Genomic DNA, 23,091 nt, shown 5'->3' with positions numbered 1-23,091 from the left:
CGACACTGCAAGACAGGTAAAAGCATATAAATTTATGCAAATATTAACATGCAGAATGGGTAAAAAATTACTTAAGAAATACTATTGTGTCCAAACAATCCAAATCCGATGCCAACATTATATAGAAAGAGTAGAGAATTTACGATCTAAAAGCTGATCATAGAGATCTTGAACATCCCGAGGCAGAGGCAGCTTAGATGAGCTCTGATGATGCAATTTTGCATCGGGAAACTGGAGCGAATTTGCACTCATTCTATGTGGCAAGTTCAATCGATCAATCAACGCAACGGCATCAGTACAAAAAGCGTTGAGATCTGAACTGAAATGCAAAAGGGGCACATCCAATTGATCCATCCAGTACAGCAGCTGTTGGTTGTACAACGTCCAAAGAACAAGGCCATCAGCTAAGGCCATCCCCTCACGCGCCCTAAGAGATCGAGCCACGGCTTCAGGATGCCGAAAGATAGCAACTGGCTGAAGCTCCGGCAATACCTCAAGCCAACCCTCCAAACAAAACAAACTACGCGGATCTTTGAAACCCCAGAAACATTCGTGTTGATAGCCGACAACAATGTCATCCCTCAGAGCACGATGACTAGGCTTCCAGATCACTTGCGACGGAGGATGATCCCAAGAACCACCAGAAGAATGCAACAGATCATCATGCAAAGCACGAATCGGAAGAGCCTCTCGATTGCCTTTACGGTTATGGGGAGCAGAGGTCACGACATCACCAAGCACGAGTCCAGCTTCCTGAAGTGTTCCAGTCAATAAACTTGTACCGCTGCGATGCATACCCAAAATCACCACAACCTGACTCCGCCTCCAATCAGCTTTAGGAATAGGACCAGAAATGAAGACGGCTGGCCCACCATTAAGAACCCTATTTGAAGCCAACCGGCATAATCGCAACATGACTTTTTGGGGAAAAGTCCAAAGTTGTTGTGAAGATGATAGGCACCTTCTTAAGAAACTTCTGAAAAGCATAAATACAAAGAAAGAACAATTCTTTTAGTCAAAAAGGTTTACGAGAGAAATCGACGAGCCGATTGGGACAATCTTCCTACATAGAGTGGCTCATAGATTGGTGATTGATACGCTAATCCACGAATATTTTGATACTCCTCAGCGAAAACAGATCCAGGATGATCTTCCATCGGAACATTCGTCGCAACACCACCATGAACCTGGTGAAAACTACCCTCGCCAAGGAGCACACAAGGTTTCAACAAGGCTGATTCCACAGCCCGTTTAAAAAAATCTAAATTAACCAAGCCACCCCCGGGAGAGACAAAACGCTGATCGAAACCACCCATCACTTTAAATTGAGCACGAGAAATAGCAAAGCAGTTACTCTCATTAATGGATGAAAACCAACCCCCTCTGGAGGAAGCAGCCAAACTGGCAATGTCAAACAGCCGATAACCATCTTCTCGCCAACGAGCTTGGCGCAACATTTTATCTTCTAATTTTTGGGAATAGCCCTGGGTGATTGACACATTTTGAGGCTGGGGACCTAGGTGCCAGCCCAATGTGAAGACAAAGGAGTCAGAAGATATTCGAATCTGCTGCAAAATTCCATCAATAACTCCAGGCGACAACATGCGAGCTCCATCAACCATGACGCAAACGTGAGATGCACGGGCATTTTCGACACCTGCATTAATCGCAGAACAGGGAGAGACATCACCGGGAGGGAGACGAAAAAATCGAATCTTCCATCCGGGCCTAGAAATCCAATGATCAGTTTTTAGAGGACTTTCAGAACCATTGTCGACAACAATTACTTCGTACTCCGAACCGGTAACACCACGCTGATAAGCAGGAGAAAGCGAATAAATTGTCCGAAGCATCTCACGATCCATATTGTAGGCAATAACTACAACCGAGAGCTTCAGCCGCGAATTCAAAATCCTACGTATCAAAGGAATCAATTCTGGTTCTGAGGTGCAGCAGGCTGGAACATAAACATCGAATAGATGACATTGCGACGCATATTGGTCATCATCTCCAAGAACATGTCGTACCCCTCATTCTTGTATTCGATAAGCGGATCCTTCTGTCCATAGCCTCTTAGGCCAACGGATTCCCGAAGCGCATCCATCGCCTGGAGATGTTCGCGCCAAAGGGTATCGATTTGCTGAAGAATGAAGAAGCGCTCGGCCTCCCGCATCAGACCAGGACGTTGCTGATCAATCTGACCCTCTTTGAGGTCGTAAGCATTGCGCAATTGCTCCTGGAGAAAAGCCTTGAGCTCGTCCATCCCCAAACCATTCACTTGGGCAGGGGTGAGATCTTCAAGCAAGTAAATAAATTCCTTTACCTTGCCGACCAGTTGATCCAAATCCCATTCCTCAGGGGGCAAATCCGGATTCACATAAGCCTCCACGATTTCATTCATCGTTCGCTCGCCATACCCAATCACTTGCTTCTTCAACGCACGGCCATCCAACACACGACGGCGTTCAGAATACACAGCACGGCGCTGGTTGTTCATCACCTCGTCGTACTCAAACACCTGCTTACGGATGTCGTAATAGTACGTCTCGACTTTTTTCTGAGCCCCTTCAAGAGAGCGTGTCAGCATGCCCGACTCAATCGGCATGTCTTCCTCAACCCGGAATGCATTCATCAAACCGGCAACACGCTCGCCACCAAAAATGCGCAGCAGGTTGTCGCCCAGCGAGAGGAAAAAGCGTGTGGAACCGGGGTCGCCCTGACGTCCAGCACGACCGCGAAGCTGGTTGTCCACTCGGCGCGACTCATGTCGCTCGGTACCAATGACGTGCAACCCGCCGGCATCGCGCACACGGGCTTCCTCCTCCTTCACAACTGCGTCGTATTCACCGCGCACAAAAGCAATCGCTTCCCGCAACGATTGGATCTGAGCATCATCGGTGGGGGCTTTTTCAGCAGCGGTGGCAATGCGCTCCTCAAGATCGAGCACGCTGAGGGCGCGATCACCCCATGCCTTCACCAGATCACGGGCTAACTGCGCGAGGAGTTGATCGGTTGGGCCCGAAAGTTCACAAGGATAAAGGCTGGCACTAACCCGAGGAGCAACAGTCGCGGACGCCTCAGAGAACCCGGACGCAGTGGCTGAATCTTGGACAGGGAGCGATGGAAGTGGACCATCTTCAGGCTTCACCAGGCGACTGAGCAACACCTCTCGCAACTTGAGGCGAGCCATGTAATCGCTGTTCCCACCAAGGATGATGTCGGTGCCACGACCCGCCATGTTGGTAGCAATCGTGACAGCACCGGCGCGGCCTGCTTGAGCCACAATTTCAGATTCCCGTTCCACATTTTCGGGTTTGGCATTGAGCAGGTTGTGGGGAATGTCTTGTTCCGTTAGCAAGCTGCTCAACAACTCACTCTTTTCAACCGACGTGGTGCCCACCAGCACCGGACGCGCTTTTTTGTGGATATCGGCGGTTTCGTTAGCAACAGCCCGCCACTTCGCTACTTCGGTTTTGTAAACCTGATCGGCCCAGTCCTGACGTGCACGAATGCGATTGGTCGGAACAATCGTGGTCTGCAGTTTGTAGGTCTTCTCGAACTCAACTTCCTCTGTTTTGGCCGTGCCGGTCATGCCGGCCAATCGCGGATAGAGCAGGAAGAAGTTCTGATAGGTAATCGAAGCGAGGGTTTGGGTCTCCGGTTGGATCTGCAAGCTTTCCTTCGCCTCAATCGCCTGGTGCTGCCCATCGCTCCAACGTCGGCCAGGCATCACGCGACCCGTGAATTCATCGACAATCACCGCTTCATCATCGCGAACGATGTAATTCACATCCTTCACAAACAACTCCTTCGCCTTAAGAGCGTTGGTGATGTAGTGAGCCCAGGGGTCCTGGGGATCAAACAAATCCTGCACACCCAAAGTCTGCTCAGCTTTTGCAAAACCTTCATCCGTAAGGGTGCAGCTGCGCTGCTTTTCATCCACCTCGTAATCACCCTCAGGATCGATGCCGTCTTTGCCCATCTCCGCAGAGCGTTCAAGGGAGGCGGCCAACTGGGCAGCTTGTTGATACTTTTCTTGCTCCCGCTCGACCTGGCCAGAAATAATTAATGGTGTGCGCGCCTCGTCGATGAGGATCGAATCCACCTCATCAATCACGCAAAACTGAAATTCACGTTGTACTACTTCAGAAATATCAGCAGCCATGTTGTCGCGAAGATAATCGAAGCCAAGCTCAGAATTGGTCGCATAGGTGATGTCACAAGCGTAGTTGCGACGTCTTTCCTCAGGACGCATATCCTGCTGGATCAAACCAACAGATAATCCGAGAAAACGATGAACCTGACCCATCCACTCGGCATCACGACGAGCAAGATAATCATTAACTGTGACCACATGAACACCACGACCTGTAAGAGCATTTAAATAACTCGGTAATGTGGCAACAAGTGTTTTGCCTTCGCCAGTTTTCATCTCAGCAATCTGACCCTCATGCAGCACCATCCCTCCAATCAATTGAACATCAAAATGTCGCATACCAAGAACACGCTTGGAGGCTTCACGAACAATGGAAAAAGCCTCAGGTAACAGCTCATCTAATATTGGAATCTGATTATGCAAGTCACCAGCATTAAATAGACGCTGACGTAGATCAGAAGTTCTGCTGCGAAGTTCATCGTCAGACAGAGGGGAAATATCCTCTTCTAATAGGTTGATATCACTGACAATAGGGGAATAACGCTTCAGCTTGCGGGCATTAGGGTCACCCAGCAGGAGCTTGAGCATGATTATGAGGTAAATGTAAGACCAATAGTAACTGAAGGAAGACCAAAGAGCGAAAATACAAGAAAAGCGAAAATAAGGATACGAAAAGCCAGTAGAATAAAAAATTAAAAGTCAGATGCTGAACGGACCTGAGCCAGAAAACACAAACAAAATAAATCAGGATTGAGCCTGGAAAGACGACGTATTTTTCGGGGAAGAAGATATTGAGATATCATTTGCCGGGAACTTTTGTCGAGGATAAGATTGAGAAGAGAAATAAGTTCATCAACGTCATAAGGATTAAATCTCAAGACGCACTCAGAACCAGCTTCACGTAGACCAGGGACATCAGAAATGATGGGAAAACCATTTGACGCAAGAACCTCAAGCACAGGCAAGCCAAAACCTTCTACAAGACTGGGAATAACAACAGCGGTGGCATGCCTAAAGACTGAAGACAGCTCAGAATCAGTAAAACCTGCAGCAAAAACACGACCATGCAATGAAGGAAAATGCTCTAAAATGCTATTACAGACGTTACGTGCATTAACGCCTGTAACGAGCAATTGGCAGTGAAGAAGGGAAGGACTACAAAGAGCACGGGCTAATAACTCAGGATTTTTATATGAACCAACAGACCCAGAACCAGGGAGGACAATAAAAGGTAGTCTTAAAAGCAATTTTTGTTGAAGAGAAGTAAAACTAGGAACAGAAGTCGAGAGAGGTAAGTAATCAAAGAAGTAGGAAGGATGACACCAGCGAATGTTAGAAGCTGGCACATCATAAAAAGACTGAATTGCTAAGCTACTATCTAATGAAACAGTAAGAAAGGATTTAGCGAAGAGGATCCAACGTCTTCGTGTCTCTAACATGCTGGGACATGTAGAAGAGAAGAGTTCAGGGATACAGTCATGGAAAAGGACCATCTCGGGGCAGTAAGGACTGGCTGAAGAGGACCTTGTAATCCATGTTGAACAAAAAACATCAGCCTTCCAATGAGAAGCAAAAGTATGATTTTCAGATGAAGCCATGTCTAAGGATGCAAAATCTAAAGGGTTAATAGAAGAGCCATGAAAGATATCAAAACCAACAAATTTCGCAGAATTAGGGGAACGCGAAATCAACGCAACAGGAGATTGATCAGTAACTAAACCAGGAAGAGATAACGAATTAAGCAAGTTAAACCAAACCCTAGAGATACCACCATATTGAGACTTAAGCCATATAGTATCTATAATAAGCCTAGGAGAAGAGTGGCCACGAAGTCGAAAATTGAGCTCAGCAAGAAGCAAACCTGAATTATTATTAGAAATCTCAATATCTAATTGACGGATGGCTGAAGAAAGACCATATTTGCGAAGAGAGAATAGAACACGCGCAGCAGGAGCATCATCTTGAAAATTAGTTGAACGAAACATGAAAGAAGATCAGGAGAACAGCGAAAAATTAGTAATAATAGCAATAATAAAAGGGAAGAAGCCCAAGAAGCAATGTAGAATACAAGAGTATTCGATAGTTATGGCAAGGAATGAAATGCTTGATCGTCATACCTCATATATTTCATCCAAAAGAAAAAGGGAAATATTCGTCACAGAACGAGGAGAAAAGAAAATCAAAAGAGATTGCATTAAAAAAATCAACAATTGAGAATTTATGTAGGCACAATAAAGAACACTGGATACATTCATCGCTAGGAATAAATGGTAAGGTGGTAAACAGAAAATCTGAAGTCAAAGATGCCTTTGAAATAAAGATTCAGCTATATACAAATAGCAATGCAAGTCTGTGCAATAAGATAGAAGAGAATGAAAGACTAGAAATTATAAATATAAACACAGAGGATTACATGCAAGTACCAGCAATAGCATCAAGAAGATTGATAGAACAACGGAAAGGTTATGATATATTAGGCTACATAGAAGACGACATACTAATAGAAGATGGTGAATTTTTCAATAAAATAAGATTCTTTTTGAAGTCCCTTGATAAAGAATATGTAGTATTACCACATAGGTGCGAATACATTAAAAATAAAGGAGATGTTATACTTTCAGGAGATCCTGATGGAGGGCGACCAGATTTATTTTGGGATACAAAAGAAAAAATCAATATAAATTGGCCAACAGGACAAAAAACAATTTACAGAGCGACGAATCCTCATTCGGGGTGTTTCTTTATAGGTAGTGAACAAGCCGAGATATTATATGAGTATTGGTCAAGAAAAAATTGGAAAAGCAAATATCAACTATCTGGACCATTAGAACATGCAGCAAGCGGCAGGATAATAATGAATTTTAAAATATTTAAAACAGTCCCTGAGGATTATAGATTTTTTATGGTTAGACATCAAGATGAATTATGGAAGAATCATGAATTCGAATAAAGTAAGTATATACAACAGGATAAAAGAGGGACAAGAGGAAGAAGTTTTGAAACCGGAAAACTATCTAGACATGGGTTTCGATTACCACGTAAAAGCTGAATACGAAAAAGCAATAAGAGCCTATGAAATAGGAACAAGAATAGACAAGTTGAACGATAAAATATACTGCAAGATGGGATTAACATATCACAATCTAGGAAAGCATAATATTGCAATAAAGTACTATAAAAAAGCAACAAAAATAAATAAAGAGAATAGTGAAGCTCAGTACTATCTTGGATTTATATATTTACAGGAAAATCAAGATGAAAAAGCTATTAAGTATCTAAAAGATGCGTTAAACCTTAATCCAGAAATAAGCAGGGCATACTACTACTTATGCGAAGCATTAACAAGAAATAATAGAAAAGAGGAAGCAGTTAATATAATTAAAAAGAGAATTGAGCTAAATTGTCCATTAATAACACCAGACGATATCTTTACATTTGGTGAAGTTATGAGAAAAAGAGCAATAGAGAAGCATGAATCAAATGACAAAATAAAAATTATATTAGATCTTCTTCTAAAAAGTATTAACAAAAGGGGGATAGTATGTTTTGGAGACTCGCATAGGAGTGTATTTAACAACATACAGAAAATAAATTGCTATAACACAGGATCAGGTACTGCATATAATTTAAATAATGATAAAAGCACTTCAGGAAGCGGCAAAAGGATTAAAAAAGTACTGGAAAATATAAACAAAGATGAATATGCGATACTACTTGTATATGGCGAAATAGATTGCATGGAACATATAATGAAAAATTCATACAGAGAGGATAAGAATATAGATGAAATAACAACAAAGCTGGCAGTAAAGTATACAGAGTATATAAGGAATCTCAAGAATGAAGGTTACACAGTACTAGTGTACGGACCAGCGCTTAGTGGGTTTTCTTTCAATTCACACGGAACACAAGAAGAAAGAAATAGAATAATGAGGAATTTTAATGAGCAAATAGAGAAAAATTTGAGCACAGAAAAGCGAGTATACTTTGGTAGTATAAATAAAATCGTAACAAATGATATGTATGAACCTGAAATGAAATTAAGTAAAGATGGGAGACATTTGGATAACTTTCCGCAAGGGTCAAAAATAGTACAAGGAATGATAATAGGGGAGTTCATAAAAGATATATATTCGAAAAGAAAGAAGATTAAAAATTATGCAAAAAGAGAAAGAAACTATGCTGAAGGCAAGCCATACGCAATAGTATTTGATAAATCAGATACAGGGATTTACATAAATGAAGAGCTGTGTTTTGTCAAAAGTAAATCGATAAAGTTAAAAGAGAAAGAAAAGATGACAATAGTAATCGACATGCTAAATCATTACAAAATAAAAAATATTATCATTGCAATAGAGAGAATTGACGAAGGATACATCGATGCAAAAAAAATTGTTATGGCAGAGAAAGTAATGCTATTTAATGAGAAAAAAATAACATGTCATTCAGCAGAAATGGATGAATCAAGACATAATTCATGTTGCATAATAAAGGGTAATATAATTGCAAGAGGAGTTTTGATTGAAATTAAAAATCATATGCCAAGAGAAACGACATTCATGTTAAGGAATATAGAAATAATCTGAATCTATAAAGGGGGGGGGTATGAGAGAATAACAAAGATAAGATTTAAAGTATGAAAGTCGTCTTAGTAAACCATGGAACTGCATCAGAGTGGGGAGGGGGCGATAGTATTCAAATACAGGAGACGGGTAGAGTACTCGCAGCAAGAGGTTGGGAAGTAAGCATACAAAATAGTGATAGGCCCGACATAAGAGGAGCGGATGTCGTACACATCTTCAATTGCAGAGTATTTAATTCGTTCAAACAACAAATATCAGTATGTCAACAGTCTGGAATTCCGGCAATAGTATCACCAATATGGATTTCAATTGGAAGAGCATTATGGGGGAGCAGGGCAACAACAATGTTGTTACAAGAGGCAATAAACAACGGTGAAAATAGTATCAGCGAGAAGCTGAAGCTACTTAGTAATAGAGAACTGAAAGTACACCTACCAGAAGGAACTATTGACTCGATGGGAAACGGGTCAATGAATTTAGAGTGGATAAAGGAAGCAGGTAAGCTACTGCAAACATGCAATGGAATCTTACCAAACAGTTGGCTAGAATTGAAAGCAATACAAAGTGATCTAAATTGGAGAGGGAAAAATTATGGAGTAGCGCATTACGGAGTTAATCCACAAAAATTTATGGATGCTGACCCAGGCATATTCAGAAAATACACAGGGATTAAAGGAGATTTTATAATACAAGCTGGAAGAGTAGAGCCAGGAAAGAATCAAGCGATGCTTTGCTGGGCACTAAAAGACTGTGACATCCCAATTGTACTAGTAGGAAAAGATGAACATTGGCCGTCATATGCAAAGTTGTGCAAACAAATTGCAGGAGATAAATTGACGCTAATCAAGCATATGCCACAAGAAGTCTTGGCATCAGGATATGCTGCGGCAAGAGTACATTGTTTACCAAGTTGGATGGATACATGTGGCTTGGTAAGTTTGGAGGCGGGTATAAATGGAACCCCAATTGTAGGGAGTACATTTGGTCATGAACTCGAATATCTCAAGGACGATGCGTGGCTAGCCGACCCTGGTAATCCAGAAAGTATTAAAGAAGCAGTGTTAGACGCTTGGGCGGCTGGTCGAAACAATAAAAGATCACAAAATCTAAAAAAAAGGATATTGTCAGATTTCAACTGGGAAAAAACTGCAGACCAGACAGAAAAAATCTACATAAAGGCTATCGAAAACGCTTAACACCATCCAATTGACGAGTAAAGATGTCAGTCAAAATAGAAATAGTTGGTCTTGACCTAAGCTTGATATTGGCAGTAATACTCATACCACTTTGTAAGTTGAGACTAGTATCACCAGAAACAACAGACTGCTGTACTAATTTAACAGTTCCTGGAAAATAGCGCTGAGGTGAATCTTGATCAGGAGGTAGAGCATCAGAACCAATACTGATGAGTGAACCACGGATATAACCAAACTCACCGGAAGGGAAAGAGTCGACCGACACACTAACAGCTTGACCGACTTTTATAAAACCAATATCAGAGTTGGGAATTTCAACTAGAGCTTGAAGATTATTAGAAGGAACAATTGTGAGTAGTTTCTCCGAACTGGAAACAACGGAATAAGGGGAAGCCATCAAGTTAAAAACCCTACCAGAGACAGGAGCCTTAACATTGCGATAGCCAATTTGTTCATTAACAGAGGTTAATTGGGTGCGCAAAGACAAAAGCTGCTGATTAAGTGAATTGACACGGGAAGATACAGATCCAACTATGCGCGAACGTTCAGTAACCAGAGTAGAAAACTCTGCTTTATTTTCCTGAAGGCGATTTATTTGATCTAAATAAGCGTTACGGGCCATAGCACCATTGTCATACAAAGGCTTCAAATCGTTAGTAATTTGTGTTTGGTAGTTGAGTGAAGAACTCTTACTTTGAAGACGAATATCAACCTTAATGAGTTCAGACCTTATCTGATTGACCTGATTACGTGCAGTAAGCATTCGAGAAACCAACTGTGCATCATCTATACCTGTCGGAAGAGGAGGCAAAGGTTTAAAGAGACTTGGTTTTCCACCGCTTTCTATAATGTCCTTGAGGCCAGAAATTTCAAGAGAGAGAAGCTGAATTTTTTCATTAATCTCTGATAGACGACTAGATAGAGACTTGGATTCTACAGTTAGTAATATGTCACCAGCTTCAACAAAGTCACCATCAGATGCAAAAACATCAAGTACTACGCCACTAGAAGGAGATTCAATATCCTGAACACTTCCTGATGGAGATAGTTTACCGCGAACGCTAACAGTTTGGTCAATCTTTGAACTGAAGGCAAAAATCACAGTTACACCTAACAAACCGGCAGATAGCCAGATAAATGCGGATGACCAGTGACGACCCTGCGAAACAAAAACAGAACTACCTTCCCAAACTTTGAACTTATTTGAATCAGCAGACGGTAACTTTTTATCAGTCAAGATCAGACTCCTGTTGTGAATAAAGCGCGAAATAACGACCTTCCATCTTAATTAACTCATCATGAGTACCACGCTCAACTAAACGACCCGATTCGAGCATAATAATAACATCTGATGAGCGAATGGTAGAAAGACGATGAGTGATAAAGAAAACAGTAGAACCTTCAAAATGCCTTTTAAGGTTAACGCAAACCTGACGTTCGGTTAAATAATCAAGAGCACTTGTGGCTTCATCAAGTATTAGTAAAGAGGGAGCTTGTAAGACTGCACGGGCGATAGCAATGCGTTGTCTTTGACCTCCAGATAAGCCAGCGCCTCGTTCACCTACACGAGAAGCATACCCATCAGGCTGTTCCATAATGAAGTCATGTGCACATGCAATTTTGGCAGCTGCAACAATCTCTTCAGGAGTCGCCTCAGGCGTAGTGAGTGCTATGTTGTCACGAATAGATCCCTCAAATAATAGACTTTCCTGAGGAACAATTCCAATCTGTCGACGAATAGAACCAAGCTGAAGTTTCGAGATATCATAACCATCTATTAAAATTCTACCACTAACAGTTTCATATAAGCGGGGTAATAATTTCATGATCGTACTTTTACCACTACCACTTCGACCAACGATTCCGACAAAAGAGCCAGCAGTTACGGAGAAAGATACCCGATTAATAACTAATGGTGCGAGATCATTAAACCTAAAGTCCACGTCTTGAAAAACCACTTCACCAGCAACAGGAGGTAGTGGAAGTAAATCCAAGTCAACTTCGCCACCCTCAGATTCAGTATCAATAACATCGCTCAAGCGCTCCATGGAAAGTGCGACTCCCTGGAAACTTTGCCAACTTGTAGCGAGATTGAGAAGAGGTCCAACAACGTATCCGGAAATAATGCGGAAAGCAATTAACTGACCAATAGTTAATTGACCCTTAATGACAAGATAGGCACCAACCCACAATGTAAGAAGACCAGTCAACTGATTAAGAAAACTTCCGATTGTGCCAGTGGAGACACCGATCATTAAAGTTCGAAAGGATTCACTCATATAACCGGAATACCGTCGTTGCCACTGCCATCTAACGTTATTCTCTGCATTCTGAGCTTTAATGGTCTGAACACCATTCAAGGACTCGATGAGATAACTTTGAGTAACAGCATTTTTTTCTGCTGCTTTTCTAAGTTGACCACGAATAATGGGCGAAGCAACAATGGTGAGGCCAAGAAATAAAGGAACAACACCTAGAGTTACAGCAGTTAAAACTCCGGAGTACACGATCATTACGGCAATATAGATAACAGAAAAAACTGAATCCAAGGCAAGTGTTAGCAAACTACCAGTTAGGAAACCGCGAATATTACCTAATTCTGCAATACGGGTCTGCAACTCACCAACAGGACGCTTATCGAAATATCGCAATGGCAAACGAAGTAAATGCTGTATAACTTGAGCACCAAGTGCTATATCTATGCGATTAGTAGTGTCAGCAAAAAGATAAGTACGCACAGCACCAATGAGGCCTTGGAAAAGACTTACGCCAAGTAAAACAAAGCCTAAAGTATAAAGAGTATCAAGATTCTGCTGAACAATTACTTTGTCGAAAATCTGTTGCATAACAAGAGGCTGAGCAAGATTGAGGAGTTGTAAAACAAGAGAAGCTGCTAATACCTCAAGCAAACTGCGACGGTACTTCTTAAGTTGAGGGACAAACCATTTGAAAGTAAGCTTTTTTTGCTGTGAATCGCGACCTGGAGACAAAGACAATACTCTAACTCCAGGATTATTTTCCAATAACTCAATTAATGGAAAAACAACACGGCCATACTCAGGAATTACAGCTTGGACGATATCACGAGAGATATCATGAATCATAATTAATTGCTTATCAAGCAATGCAAAACATGGAAAAGAAAGACGAGGAAGTTGAGCAGTGGGAATATCACTAATCGTCCCGACAAAACCCATTACGGTAGAGAGATCACCAGTAAGCTCCAGTGATGGCTTATCACCTTTCAAGGAACCCTTACAAGCACGCTCAATGACATCCCGACGGAAGGGAACATTGTGAAATAAAGACAACATCTCGAGACATGCCATGGTCTGCTCAATAGGACCAACACCAGTAACAACTGGTATTTGGCGTCCGCGCCAGAAGAATTTTGAACTTTTATTTGATAATGGAGTAGCGTTTATTTCAGGAAGTGATTCTTTGCTACCTTGAGGGTCTGGAACCAGCAGCTCAGAATAACGATCATTACCCCACAAGTCACTAGCGGGGGATATATCGGAATCAGGAGGAGCTTTTAAAGGAGGGTAGAGTTCACGTGACCAACAAGATTTATCAACTGATATTAAACGAAGAGGAAAACCAGAAGGGATAGAATCTAATATTTCGGAATCTATAGGTTGTCCGACAGGAACGGTGAAACCGGGTGGCTTTGAGTTCCACAGTAATAAGGTATCTTCAGCAGAAAAATCTGCTATGGAGCGCAAAGATCTTGCAGGATGCAACTTCATAGAAGGAAGAAGTCTACGTAAAACCTCTCGTTCGTTAGGTTCTGCCAAAGGTCTCGAACGGAGAGAATGAGACAGGACAGTCATCAACTCTGCAGGAGAATTATTAGTATCTAACCAATTTCTGAAAGGTTCACTACGCAGCTCTAGTTGATAAAAAATATCAGCAGGAAAACCGACAAGCTTAAGTGGCATAGCGGCTGTTATCCATTCACAAGGGCTGCGTCGAACTAAACCTGCCCACCCGATAAGATCGCCAGGTTGTGCATAGGCAAGAGTAACGGGACGACGTAAAGCAGGATCATGATGTAGAACACGTCCACGCCCCTCAAGGATGCAATAACAATATTCTGGCAAGCGATCACTGAATAAAAGAGCTTGACCAACACTGCAATGAAAGGGCTTAGAATGAGTTGCTAACCACTGTAAGTCTGCATCATCAATATCTTGGAAGGCAGAAAAGCGCGAAAGAAGAGCGGAGAGTGTTTCTGAGGTACTAGACATAACTAAAAATCGAAATTGAGCTCGTCGACAGTCTCACCGGACATAATACGCTTTACCCTGGCATCTAAAAAGGTGTCGAGTTGCTTATGAAGTAAAAATGTACGCATTTGTTTGTCGAATCTAGCAGGGGTAAGCACTTCTAACCGAATAAGGATTAGCCACTCACCAAGTTGACGAGGCGGATGAATCTCACCAGGACGTAAAGATCTAAGCAATTGAGCAAGCTCTTGTGGATAAATACTGCCCATGGCAGTAGGACCCATTAAACCTTTATGCGAAGCCTCAGGACCCTCACCAAAAGAGGCGGCAAGTTCCGTAAAAGGGCCTTCATTCTCTTCGAGACGGATCCAAAGTTCCTGAGCCAAGCCGGCATCACGTACCCTCAAAATGGAATAAATAACTTGATCGTGAGCGCCCTTGGAAGACAGAAAGACTTCCTCAAGACCTGGACCGAACTGTTTCTCGGCAAAACGAAGCAAGGCCTCTTCCCGCGCGAAACAAATATCCAGGTCATCTTCCTTCAGATGACTACTTCGCAAGAAATCATCTAAGGACAAGTTGTTAAGGCGTTTTTGTCGCTCTTGATCAAGAAAGTCTCTACCAATATTCATTTGCGAAGCAATTAACTCTTCTTGCTGAAACCGAACAAGCTTGGGAAAAATTTGCATACGGCGGACAAGATTCTGACACTCAATGGCAGAATCAATACCGTCAGAAAACAAATGTACTTGATTGGAATGCATAAAAGTCAAGACAAGAAGGTATCAAATAGATGAGGAAACAGAACTAATATCAAGCAAGAATAAATCATCAAAAACAGTATTAACAGATTTAACAACACTAGACCAATCATCAAGGGTGTCTTGACGAAATAATCTCATAACACCTGGATACCAAGGAGAATCAGATCGATCGATAAGCCAACGAAAATCAGCGTCATGAGAAAGCAAACACCAAGTAGGTATATTAAGAGCAGCTGAAAGGTGAGCAACAGCTGTATCAACTGATATGACGAGATCGAATTGACTAATCACAAACGCTGTGTCAGAGAAATTTGAAAGTTTAGAGGACCAATCTATCAGACGGGGGTGATGAAGCCATGGATTAACCTGTGACGCATCGGGACCAACCTGAAGAGTATGCAAATTAACAAGATCAAGATCCATCAACTTAACTAAATGTGGCATAAGAAGTTTAAGCGGAATGCTTTTATTCTTATACATAATTGGATTCGAAGGACTTGTTGACCAGACGATACCAACAGACAAGCCCCCTAATGAATCTCCTGCAATTAAATGGCCAGGGATGTTCTTAGGCGTACTGAAATAAGGCAATGTGGAAGGTATAGAATCAAGTGTTGTAGAAAAGAGACTAGGCAGAGAAAGAAGAGGGCAATGTAAACGATCAGATGAAAACATGAATGTTTCCAACTCAAGAACATTACCTTTGGGGTTAAGCCAGTTTTTGATAAGTGCTATTAAAGGAAGTGGGCACAAGAAGTCATAATCAATAAACAACGCATCAAGTAGCAAAAGGTATCTACAAAACTGGATACAATCACCGAGGCCTTGTTCGGACCAAATAAGAAGTGGTGGAGAAGAATTAGTTGACAGTTGATCTAGTGATTCAATCAACGGTCCATGACTTGGGTGTAATGATAAAGGCACCATGGAGGTATATAAACGATTCTCATAAAGATCCCAACCGATAACATAATTACAAAGAAGAAGATGACATAGCGATAAATTAAATTTTAAATCAGCACAAAGAGAACAACCCTCTAAGCGAAGAGCTTCTTGAAGATTTATAATTGCTTCATTAATGCGACGAAGCTTAATAAACAAAAAGCCAAGATTTAAATGACTTTGAAAGTGATTTGGATTAAGGGTAAGGCAATGCACTAACGTGAGTTCAGCAGACTTATAGGAACCATTCAAAATAAGTGAAAGCGCAAAATTACAAAGAATATCTACATCATAGGGGGAAAGGAAGTGAGCATTCTTGAAAGCTGTAAGCGAACAAGAAAAGAACTTAGCGTCACGAAGAAGATTACCAAGATTATGCCAAACATTGCTCTGAAGTGAATCAATAGACAAACTAACTAGATAGTGATGAAGTGCTTTAGAAGATTCAAAGCTCGAATATGAGTTAGCTAAGTTGAAATGTATATCTGCTCTACCAGGGGAAAGTAAAAGTGCTTTCTGATATGCAAAGAGAGATCTAGAAGAACCTTTAGATTGCGCATTTTCGTACATACCAAGAAAAATCCAGTACTGAGGATCTGAGTGGAAGGATGTAGGGAGTGTTGACAAAAGATTACATAATTCGTCAAGATAATTCAGCTTCCAAAGTAAAAGGGCTTCTACAAAACGGTATACTGGCTCTGATTTAAGAGAGACCTGAGATAACAAAGAAACTAAACGTTCAGGATCTGTAGTTTTTTCGGCTTCAAAGATCAAAGGGCGCACATTGGTCTTAGAATTTTGAAAATTAGAAAAGGTCATGGAAGATAGAATTCAAAAGAGAGAGAGGGGATGGACGCACCATAGGAAAAACGAATTAATAAAGGCAGAAAAAATTTATTTGGAACTTATAGAAGAGAGAGCTCAGGAGGAAGATATAGCAAATCTTGGGGCATTACTAAGAAGTCAAGGGAGAATAAAAGAAGCGATGAAGTTGTATAAGACATGGTGGGGAAGAGTCGAGATAACACCTAATATCTGCTTAAATGCAGTAAATGCAGCAATAGAAATTAATAGTTTGAAAGAAGCAAATAAATGGCTAATAGAGACTTCAGAGATATATAGCAATGATATCAGGTTAACAGAAGCTAAGGCAAGGCTATACCAAGCAATGGAGAAAAAAGTTGAAGCAATAGAATTACTAAAAGAACTCACATCACAAAAGGATGCAAAAGCAAATACATGGATTGAACTAGGTAGAGCCTATAACAGCAATGGTGAAATAGATGAAGCATTAGTTAGTTTTAGAACAGCAAAAGAAATAAATAACAAGGACCCAAGACCAACCGCAAATATAATTACAATACTAAGCGAGAAAGGAAGATTTAAGGAGGCAAATAAGGAAGTAGAAAAAACGGAATGTAATCTAAAGGAGGAATTAGCAATAAAGGGAGCAATAGCATATTTAAAACTAAAAGAAGAAAAAATATACGAAGCAGCAATAGACTATGCAGAATTATGCAGAATTGATCCACTTCAACCAATATACTGGCTAAATTGGTGCGCTTGCAAAAGAAAGTTAAAGCGAAATATAGAAGCATTACAGATATCAAAGAAAGGATTGTCGATTAATCCATCTAATGACAATCTAAGACATGCAATGAGTCAATGTTTAGCAGAAACAGGGAACCCAGAGTTAGCAATTAAAGTAATGCGAGAAGAAATAGAAGGAGAAAAAAAGATATCGGAGCAAAATTTGTATAACTTACAGTTTATAGGAGAAGGGTATCAAATAATTGACAGCGAAAAACTCAAGTGTATGGCAGAAGATTGGGAAAGTATAAAAATCAAAAAGAGAATAGGACCCTTGTGGGGTGACAGGATAGAGGATAAAGATAAAGAAAGGATAAATGTAGGATATATGTCAGCAGATTTCTGCGATCATCCTGTAGGAAGATTCATAAAACCAATAATAAAAGAACATGATAGAAAAAGAGTAAAAGTAATTGGTATAGACTGTGGTTCAAGAAAAGATGCAAATAATAGAGAAATAAAAGAAATGTGCAATGGATGGATAGATGTCAACAATTTATCAGACCAAGAAGCAGCAAGGAAAATTGCAAATCATGGAATAGATGTTTTAATTGAATTAGGAGGATACACTGCAGAAAACAGATTAGGGATATTAATAGAGAAACCAGGAAAAATTCAATTGAGTTATTTAGGCTATTTTGCACCTACGTATCTAAAATCTATCGATGGTTGGATAGGTGACGATATACTTTTTGAATCGTTAAACAAGACACAAAGAGATGTGCACAAGCTATACAAAATAAGAGATGGATATATGGCAATGGAACTAAAGACAGAGGCGGTAATCAAAAACACGCCATTAAATAGGAAATTTAGATTTGGATGCTTCAATCACTCGAGAAAACTAACATACGAAACAATCAGGCTATTCGCGAAGGTGATGAAAGAAAATCCAGAATCTGAGATTGCACTAAAAAGCATAAGTTTCAGTGAAACAGAAGAACAAGAAAGAATCATAAATTTGCTAAATAAAAATGGAATATCAAAAAAAAGAGTTATACTAATGCCTTATATAACAGACAAAATAAAGCATCAAGAAAAGTATAACGAAATAGATGTAGCACTAGATCCTATACCTTATGGAGGTGCAACCACCACATGTGAAGCACTGGAGATGGGAGTTCCGGTAATAACTTTGAAAGGTGAAGGGATGGTTGGAAGACTAAGTTCGAGTATTTTAAAATACGGACGTTGTGAAGAGTGGATTGGGAATAACGAAACAGAATATATAAATATAAGCGTAAAATTAAGAAAAGAGGGTAAAAGAGATGAGAAAAAAAGGATTCAACTAAAAGCCAAACTTAGTAAAACAGATCTAACAAACCAGAAAAGACTATCAAAACAACTTGAGGAGGCTTATCTAGAAGCCTTGACCATTTTTGAAAAGGCTAATTCGATATGAGTCATGAGATCTGAAGCATTACCAAGTGGACTGTTAATCAGCTTCTGTCTCCAATAATGCCGATTGGCACGTAACCAGCTTAAATTTTCGGCTTGAAGAACAGCAAAGTCAAAATACTGGGATTTTGAGGACAAGCACCAGTTGGGGAGATTTGCACCATGTAGAACAGCGGAACTCATACGGCTCACGTACGAGTTCCCAGTAGAAGTGATGACTGGTACTCCCATCCATAAAGCCTCACAAGTTGTGGTACAACCACCATTAGGGAAACAATCTAGAGCAACATCAACCAAAGAGTATTGATTTAGATGCTGAACAGTATCGCGTGGTCGTGGAATCCAAGTGATACGCTCAGGGTCAAGACCAGCACGACGCATACGTTTTGATAACAAAGTAAAGGTTCCTGGATCATCAGATTCACCCATTTTTAAGACTAAGGAGGATCCTGGTACTGAATTTATAATTTTTCCCCATAATTGGAGAGTTTCATTTGATAACTTACGATGGTGGTTGAAACTGCCGAAACGAATGCCAGTGGATGAAGTAAATGGAGATGATGGCACATCTAAAGATGATTCAACCAAAGCAGAAGGCGGCTGCCAAGCCAAGAAACAACGACCAAGACGCCAGATTGATTCGGTGTGGGATTCCTGCATAGTATCCGGAAAAAGTTGGGAATCCCCTAACCAATAATCAATTGATGGATTAAAAGTAGATGCAAAATAACCTAAGTAGGTAACCTGGATAGGAGATAAATTGGAAAGGAAGCCCGGCATAAAGTGTCCCGATGTCCAACCGGACAAATCAACTGCAATATCAGCATTTAAATTTCGAATATCTGAAACACGATCAGGCAAATCTAAACGAGGTATACATATAGATTCAACAGAAGTAAGTGGCTCGAACAAATAACGAGTAGACTCAACACCATGATCATTTAAATCAACAATAATATGCTTATGGATCGGGGAGGAGAGTGCACTAAAATATCCATAAAGAAATCTACCAACTGGGTGATACGAAAAATCAGAACTAAGCCATAATATAGTTAATGGTTCTTGAATACGGCAAACCGATTTAACTTTGACAAAATCTGGAGATTTATTAATAGGAGAAGCCTCGATTCGATTAGAATATTCCTGCATAACAGATGAGACCGAAGACGAATAATCATAGTGTTCAAGACTTGCTGCTGACATACACAAATTCTCTTTAACAGCAAGTATTTGCGTAAAAGAAGAAGGATCAGTAAAGAATGGGCTATGAAGCAGCCAGTCACCTAAACCCAGGCGATCGTAGCAATTATAGAGATTCGTTGAATAATATTCAGTATTAGGGGTAATTGTATTCCATACACGATTTTTGAGGATTAGTTGGCGTGACTCTGCAGATCTATTCTGGATAAGACGAACCTGACTAACAGATGCAAGAGACTCCTTCGTTAAGGAAAAATCTTGCAGAAGTTGATTTAATATAGGAAGAGTATGTAATTGAGAGCGGCCTAGTACAGCACAATCCAGGAGTTGAATTCGAAGAGGAAGATGTGAGGGGAAACGAAGTGATGCATTTGATAGAAGAGCTAGTGCATCATTAAACTGGCCATTCAAGACCAAGATACTACTTTTGAGACGAACCGATTCAAGAACTGTTGCGGGATGCTGCGATAAAGAGCATACTAATTTATAAGCATTCGATAAATCATTAATTTTAAGATAATATGAAATTTCGATGAGCTGCAGTGGCCAAAATTGACTAGATCTTAAAATTAACCAAGAAAGATTTTCACCTAATTTAGAGATATCACCTATCTGCAAAAGATACTGAGAGTACATAAAACAATAATAAGCTCCGTCGGGTTTATCAAGCCTCTTCAATTCAGAAAGTGAATATAAAAAAGACTCGTAGCGAGATAGTCGTAAATATAAATATGAAAGCAAAAAATGGATATCCTGGTTGTCGAAATCAAGAGAGAGTCTTGCCAACAATATAGATTCAGCTTCTAAGAATTGTTGAAGACGCAAGTGACGAGCTGCGATATATAAACTGTCCTTGTACTCATAGTTAATAAGACGGTCGGGCCAATCAAAAAGAATTTCGTACATAAAAAAAGGAGAGAAGCTAAGCTTCTCTCCCACCGGTTATTTGTAATGAACCTTGACTGATCAGCCGATAGCGGTGACGCCATCAATCACAGACTGGTTGACAAATCCAGAAGTGATGTTGGCGGTATTGGTGGCACCCAGTACATAAGCGAGTGTAGTGGATGTAGTCGTACCGCCAGAGGTTGTCGAACCGATGATGTTCTGACCACCGCTTACAGCAGTTGCTGAGAGACTATCGAAGGAGCCAGTGGCAACGTTGATGTTCAACAACAAGCCAGTGTGCGTCGTTGTGCCCTTGAAGAACAAGGTATCAGAACCACCTTCGTAGAAGTACTGGTTAGCCAACATTTGACTACCTGCTCCAACAAAGCCCTGCATCGAAGCGCCCATTGTGAAGGCCAACGAGTCGTTGCCAGCACCACCAACGATGGAGGCGCTAGAGACAACATTAGAGAAGGTCAGGGTGTCGTTACCAGCACCAGCACTAATGATGGTAGTGGCAGAAACCATACCGCCGAAGTTAAGGCTGTCGTTGCCAGCACCAGTATTAAGACGAGCAGCGGAGATATCGCTGGTAGTAGAGAAGGTATCGGTACCCGCTCCAGAAACAATCGTGCCAGCAGAGATTGCACCAGCTGCAATCATTCTGTTAGCGCCGCCACCCATATCTACACGACCAGCGGCCATGCTTGTAAGTGAAAGTGTGTCGTTGCCAGCGGCGGTGTCACCAGCAGAAGAACCACCGTAAACAGTTGATGAAGTGGAAGACATAACAACAGTGAAGCTGTCATTACCAGCGTCACCGTAATACTTACCAGCGTTTGTAGTAATGCCAAGACTGTCATTACCAGCACCACCAAACACAGAACCTGAAGTCAGTGCTGCGGTACCAATGATGTAGTCGTTGTCTTCACCAGTATTGAATGATGAGTTATCAGTTGCAGCAGCCCAGTTAAGTGTGTCAGCACCTTTATTGGAGTTAACAGTGTACTGAGTACCACCTGTGACAACGATGGAGTCAGCACCACCACCACCAAGAATGGTTGACTGCTTAGAAGCTACTGAGACGACGATGGTGTCAGCGCCAGCATTGGCTTGGATGTATCCCTGGGTAGCACCACCTGAAAATAAGATGGAGTCGGAACCATCAGTGGAAGTATCGCGAAGATTACCTCCATAGATTGAAGATTGGCTTGAAGCGCTCAGAACGGTGATGGTGTCGTTACCCAAGTCACCAGAGATGATTGATTGAGAAACAATTCCACCAGCAGTGATGTAATCGTTACCTTTACCACCTTTGACAGTTGACTCGTTAGCTGTAGTTAGAACGAGATCGAGAGTGTCATTCCCGCCATTACCTTGGACGAAAGCCCCGGCTGTACCGCCAGCTAAACGGATGTTATCGGCAGAATCAGATGAAGTGTCTCGTAGACTACCGCCATAAACTGAGGTACCTGAAGCTGCGGTTGCAACTAAATTGATGGTGTCAGAATTAAGACCACCAGTGACATTTGAAGCAGATACAGATTTGGTGATGGAGATACTGTCAGAACCGCGACCACCTTTTACGTCAGATGAGTCAGAAACAGTTCCAGCAACTGAGATGGTATCTGAACCAGCATTACCCTGGATGTAACTTGCACTGAGGCTTCCAAGAGCAATGCTGTCCTGAGAGTCAGTAGAAGAAACTGATGAAGATCCGCCGTAAACAGACGAAGAGACAAGACTCGACGAACCGTTCAGACTGATAGTGTCGTTAGACAGACCACCACTAATAGTGACGGAAGTGTAAGTAGCACTCTTAGCGAGAGTAATGGAGTCATTGTTTCCTCCACCATCTAAAAGAGATGTCGAAACTTTGCTTCCTGTAAAGATGGAGTCATTACCCGTGCCGCCCAAAACGGTTGCGGCAGTGTAATCACCAGGCTTAGTTAGTAGATCGTTACCAGCACCGAAATCGATGACGTCATTCAAGCCTGAACCGGTAACAATGTCGTTACCAGCGAGTAACGCGAGAGAATCATTACCGGTTGTATTTCCTACTAGAACTGAATCGGCAGTACTAGTTCCAAGGATTACGTTGTAGTCAGCCATTAAGGGAAGAGAGTGGTGGGTGTGGATGTTCCT

The 23,091-nt window shown here is 41.3% G+C and carries 14 protein-coding genes; 4 read left to right on the top strand and 10 right to left on the bottom strand.

What is annotated here, in order from left to right; genetic code table 11:
• Positions 1 to 117: 117 nt before the first annotated feature.
• The 4 genes from SYNCC9902_RS00560 to SYNCC9902_RS12245 form a co-directional block, all read right to left on the bottom strand.
• Positions 118 to 810, bottom strand: a complete 693-nt coding sequence (locus tag SYNCC9902_RS00560) for a sulfotransferase family protein (RefSeq protein WP_232179234.1) — start codon at positions 808 to 810, stop codon at positions 118 to 120.
• A gap of 215 nt (positions 811 to 1,025) precedes the next feature.
• Positions 1,026 to 1,910 (bottom strand): glycosyltransferase, encoded by an 885-nt coding sequence (locus SYNCC9902_RS00555; RefSeq protein WP_232179233.1) that lies wholly within the window; start codon positions 1,908 to 1,910, stop codon positions 1,026 to 1,028.
• A gap of 20 nt (positions 1,911 to 1,930) precedes the next feature.
• Positions 1,931 to 4,744: a preprotein translocase subunit SecA gene (gene secA / locus SYNCC9902_RS00550; protein WP_011358965.1), complete on the bottom strand. Its 2,814-nt coding sequence runs from the start codon at positions 4,742 to 4,744 to the stop codon at positions 1,931 to 1,933.
• A gap of 104 nt (positions 4,745 to 4,848) precedes the next feature.
• On the bottom strand, positions 4,849 to 6,141 hold the full coding sequence (locus SYNCC9902_RS12245; RefSeq protein ID WP_011358964.1) for a glycosyltransferase: 1,293 nt from the start codon (positions 6,139 to 6,141) through the stop codon (positions 4,849 to 4,851).
• A 110-nt stretch (positions 6,142 to 6,251) separates the two neighbouring features.
• Here SYNCC9902_RS12245 and SYNCC9902_RS00540 point away from each other — a divergent pair, with 110 nt between their 5' ends.
• The 3 genes from SYNCC9902_RS00540 to SYNCC9902_RS00530 are packed head-to-tail and all read left to right on the top strand — an operon-like array spanning position 6,252 to position 9,935.
• Complete coding sequence (locus SYNCC9902_RS00540) at positions 6,252 to 7,106, top strand: hypothetical protein (protein WP_071818391.1); 855 nt, start codon at positions 6,252 to 6,254, stop codon at positions 7,104 to 7,106.
• On the top strand, positions 7,093 to 8,742 hold the full coding sequence (locus tag SYNCC9902_RS00535) for a tetratricopeptide repeat protein (protein WP_041424700.1): 1,650 nt from the start codon (positions 7,093 to 7,095) through the stop codon (positions 8,740 to 8,742). The genes SYNCC9902_RS00540 and SYNCC9902_RS00535 overlap by 14 nt, the downstream gene beginning before the upstream one ends.
• 50 nt (positions 8,743 to 8,792) lie before the next feature.
• Positions 8,793 to 9,935, top strand: coding sequence for a glycosyltransferase family 4 protein (locus SYNCC9902_RS00530; RefSeq protein WP_011358961.1), 1,143 nt, complete (start codon positions 8,793 to 8,795; stop codon positions 9,933 to 9,935).
• Here the strand turns inward: SYNCC9902_RS00530 and SYNCC9902_RS11915 are convergent.
• Genes SYNCC9902_RS11915 through SYNCC9902_RS12305 form a run of 4 tightly spaced genes read right to left on the bottom strand, consistent with a single transcriptional unit; the run spans position 9,919 to position 16,689 of the window.
• The gene (locus tag SYNCC9902_RS11915) at positions 9,919 to 11,172 is read right to left on the bottom strand and encodes an HlyD family efflux transporter periplasmic adaptor subunit (protein ID WP_011358960.1); all 1,254 of its coding nucleotides are present in this window, start codon (positions 11,170 to 11,172) and stop codon (positions 9,919 to 9,921) included. The genes SYNCC9902_RS00530 and SYNCC9902_RS11915 overlap by 17 nt on opposite strands.
• Entirely contained in the window at positions 11,165 to 14,185 is a 3,021-nt protein-coding gene (locus tag SYNCC9902_RS00520; RefSeq protein WP_011358959.1) for an ABC transporter transmembrane domain-containing protein, read from the bottom strand. Before SYNCC9902_RS00520 ends, SYNCC9902_RS11915 begins: the two co-directional genes overlap by 8 nt.
• Positions 14,186 to 14,187: 2 nt before the next feature.
• Entirely contained in the window at positions 14,188 to 14,928 is a 741-nt protein-coding gene (locus tag SYNCC9902_RS00515) for a peptidylprolyl isomerase (protein ID WP_011358958.1), read from the bottom strand.
• Between the two features lie 21 nt (positions 14,929 to 14,949).
• Positions 14,950 to 16,689: a tetratricopeptide repeat protein gene (locus SYNCC9902_RS12305; RefSeq protein WP_011358957.1), complete on the bottom strand. Its 1,740-nt coding sequence runs from the start codon at positions 16,687 to 16,689 to the stop codon at positions 14,950 to 14,952.
• On the opposite strand from SYNCC9902_RS12305, the gene SYNCC9902_RS00510 reads away from it, so the two are divergent.
• Complete coding sequence (locus tag SYNCC9902_RS00510; RefSeq protein ID WP_011358956.1) at positions 16,688 to 18,862, top strand: hypothetical protein; 2,175 nt, start codon at positions 16,688 to 16,690, stop codon at positions 18,860 to 18,862. The genes SYNCC9902_RS12305 and SYNCC9902_RS00510 overlap by 2 nt on opposite strands.
• Here SYNCC9902_RS00510 and SYNCC9902_RS12240 read toward each other — a convergent pair.
• Together SYNCC9902_RS12240 and SYNCC9902_RS00505 are read right to left on the bottom strand one after the other, a co-directional pair.
• A complete protein-coding gene (locus SYNCC9902_RS12240) occupies positions 18,817 to 20,997 on the bottom strand; it encodes an O-linked N-acetylglucosamine transferase (protein ID WP_011358955.1) in 2,181 nt (726 codons plus the stop codon). The two genes, SYNCC9902_RS00510 and SYNCC9902_RS12240, sit on opposite strands and share 46 nt — an antisense overlap.
• A gap of 27 nt (positions 20,998 to 21,024) precedes the next feature.
• Entirely contained in the window at positions 21,025 to 23,058 is a 2,034-nt protein-coding gene (locus SYNCC9902_RS00505; RefSeq protein WP_011358954.1) for a beta strand repeat-containing protein, read from the bottom strand.
• Positions 23,059 to 23,091 lie beyond the last annotated feature (33 nt).

Source organism: Synechococcus sp. CC9902 (genome assembly GCF_000012505.1).
In the GTDB taxonomy this organism is placed as follows: domain Bacteria; phylum Cyanobacteriota; class Cyanobacteriia; order PCC-6307; family Cyanobiaceae; genus Parasynechococcus.
The sequence above is the reverse complement of the archived record's forward strand: the minus strand, read 5'-3'. Positions and strand labels throughout refer to the sequence as shown.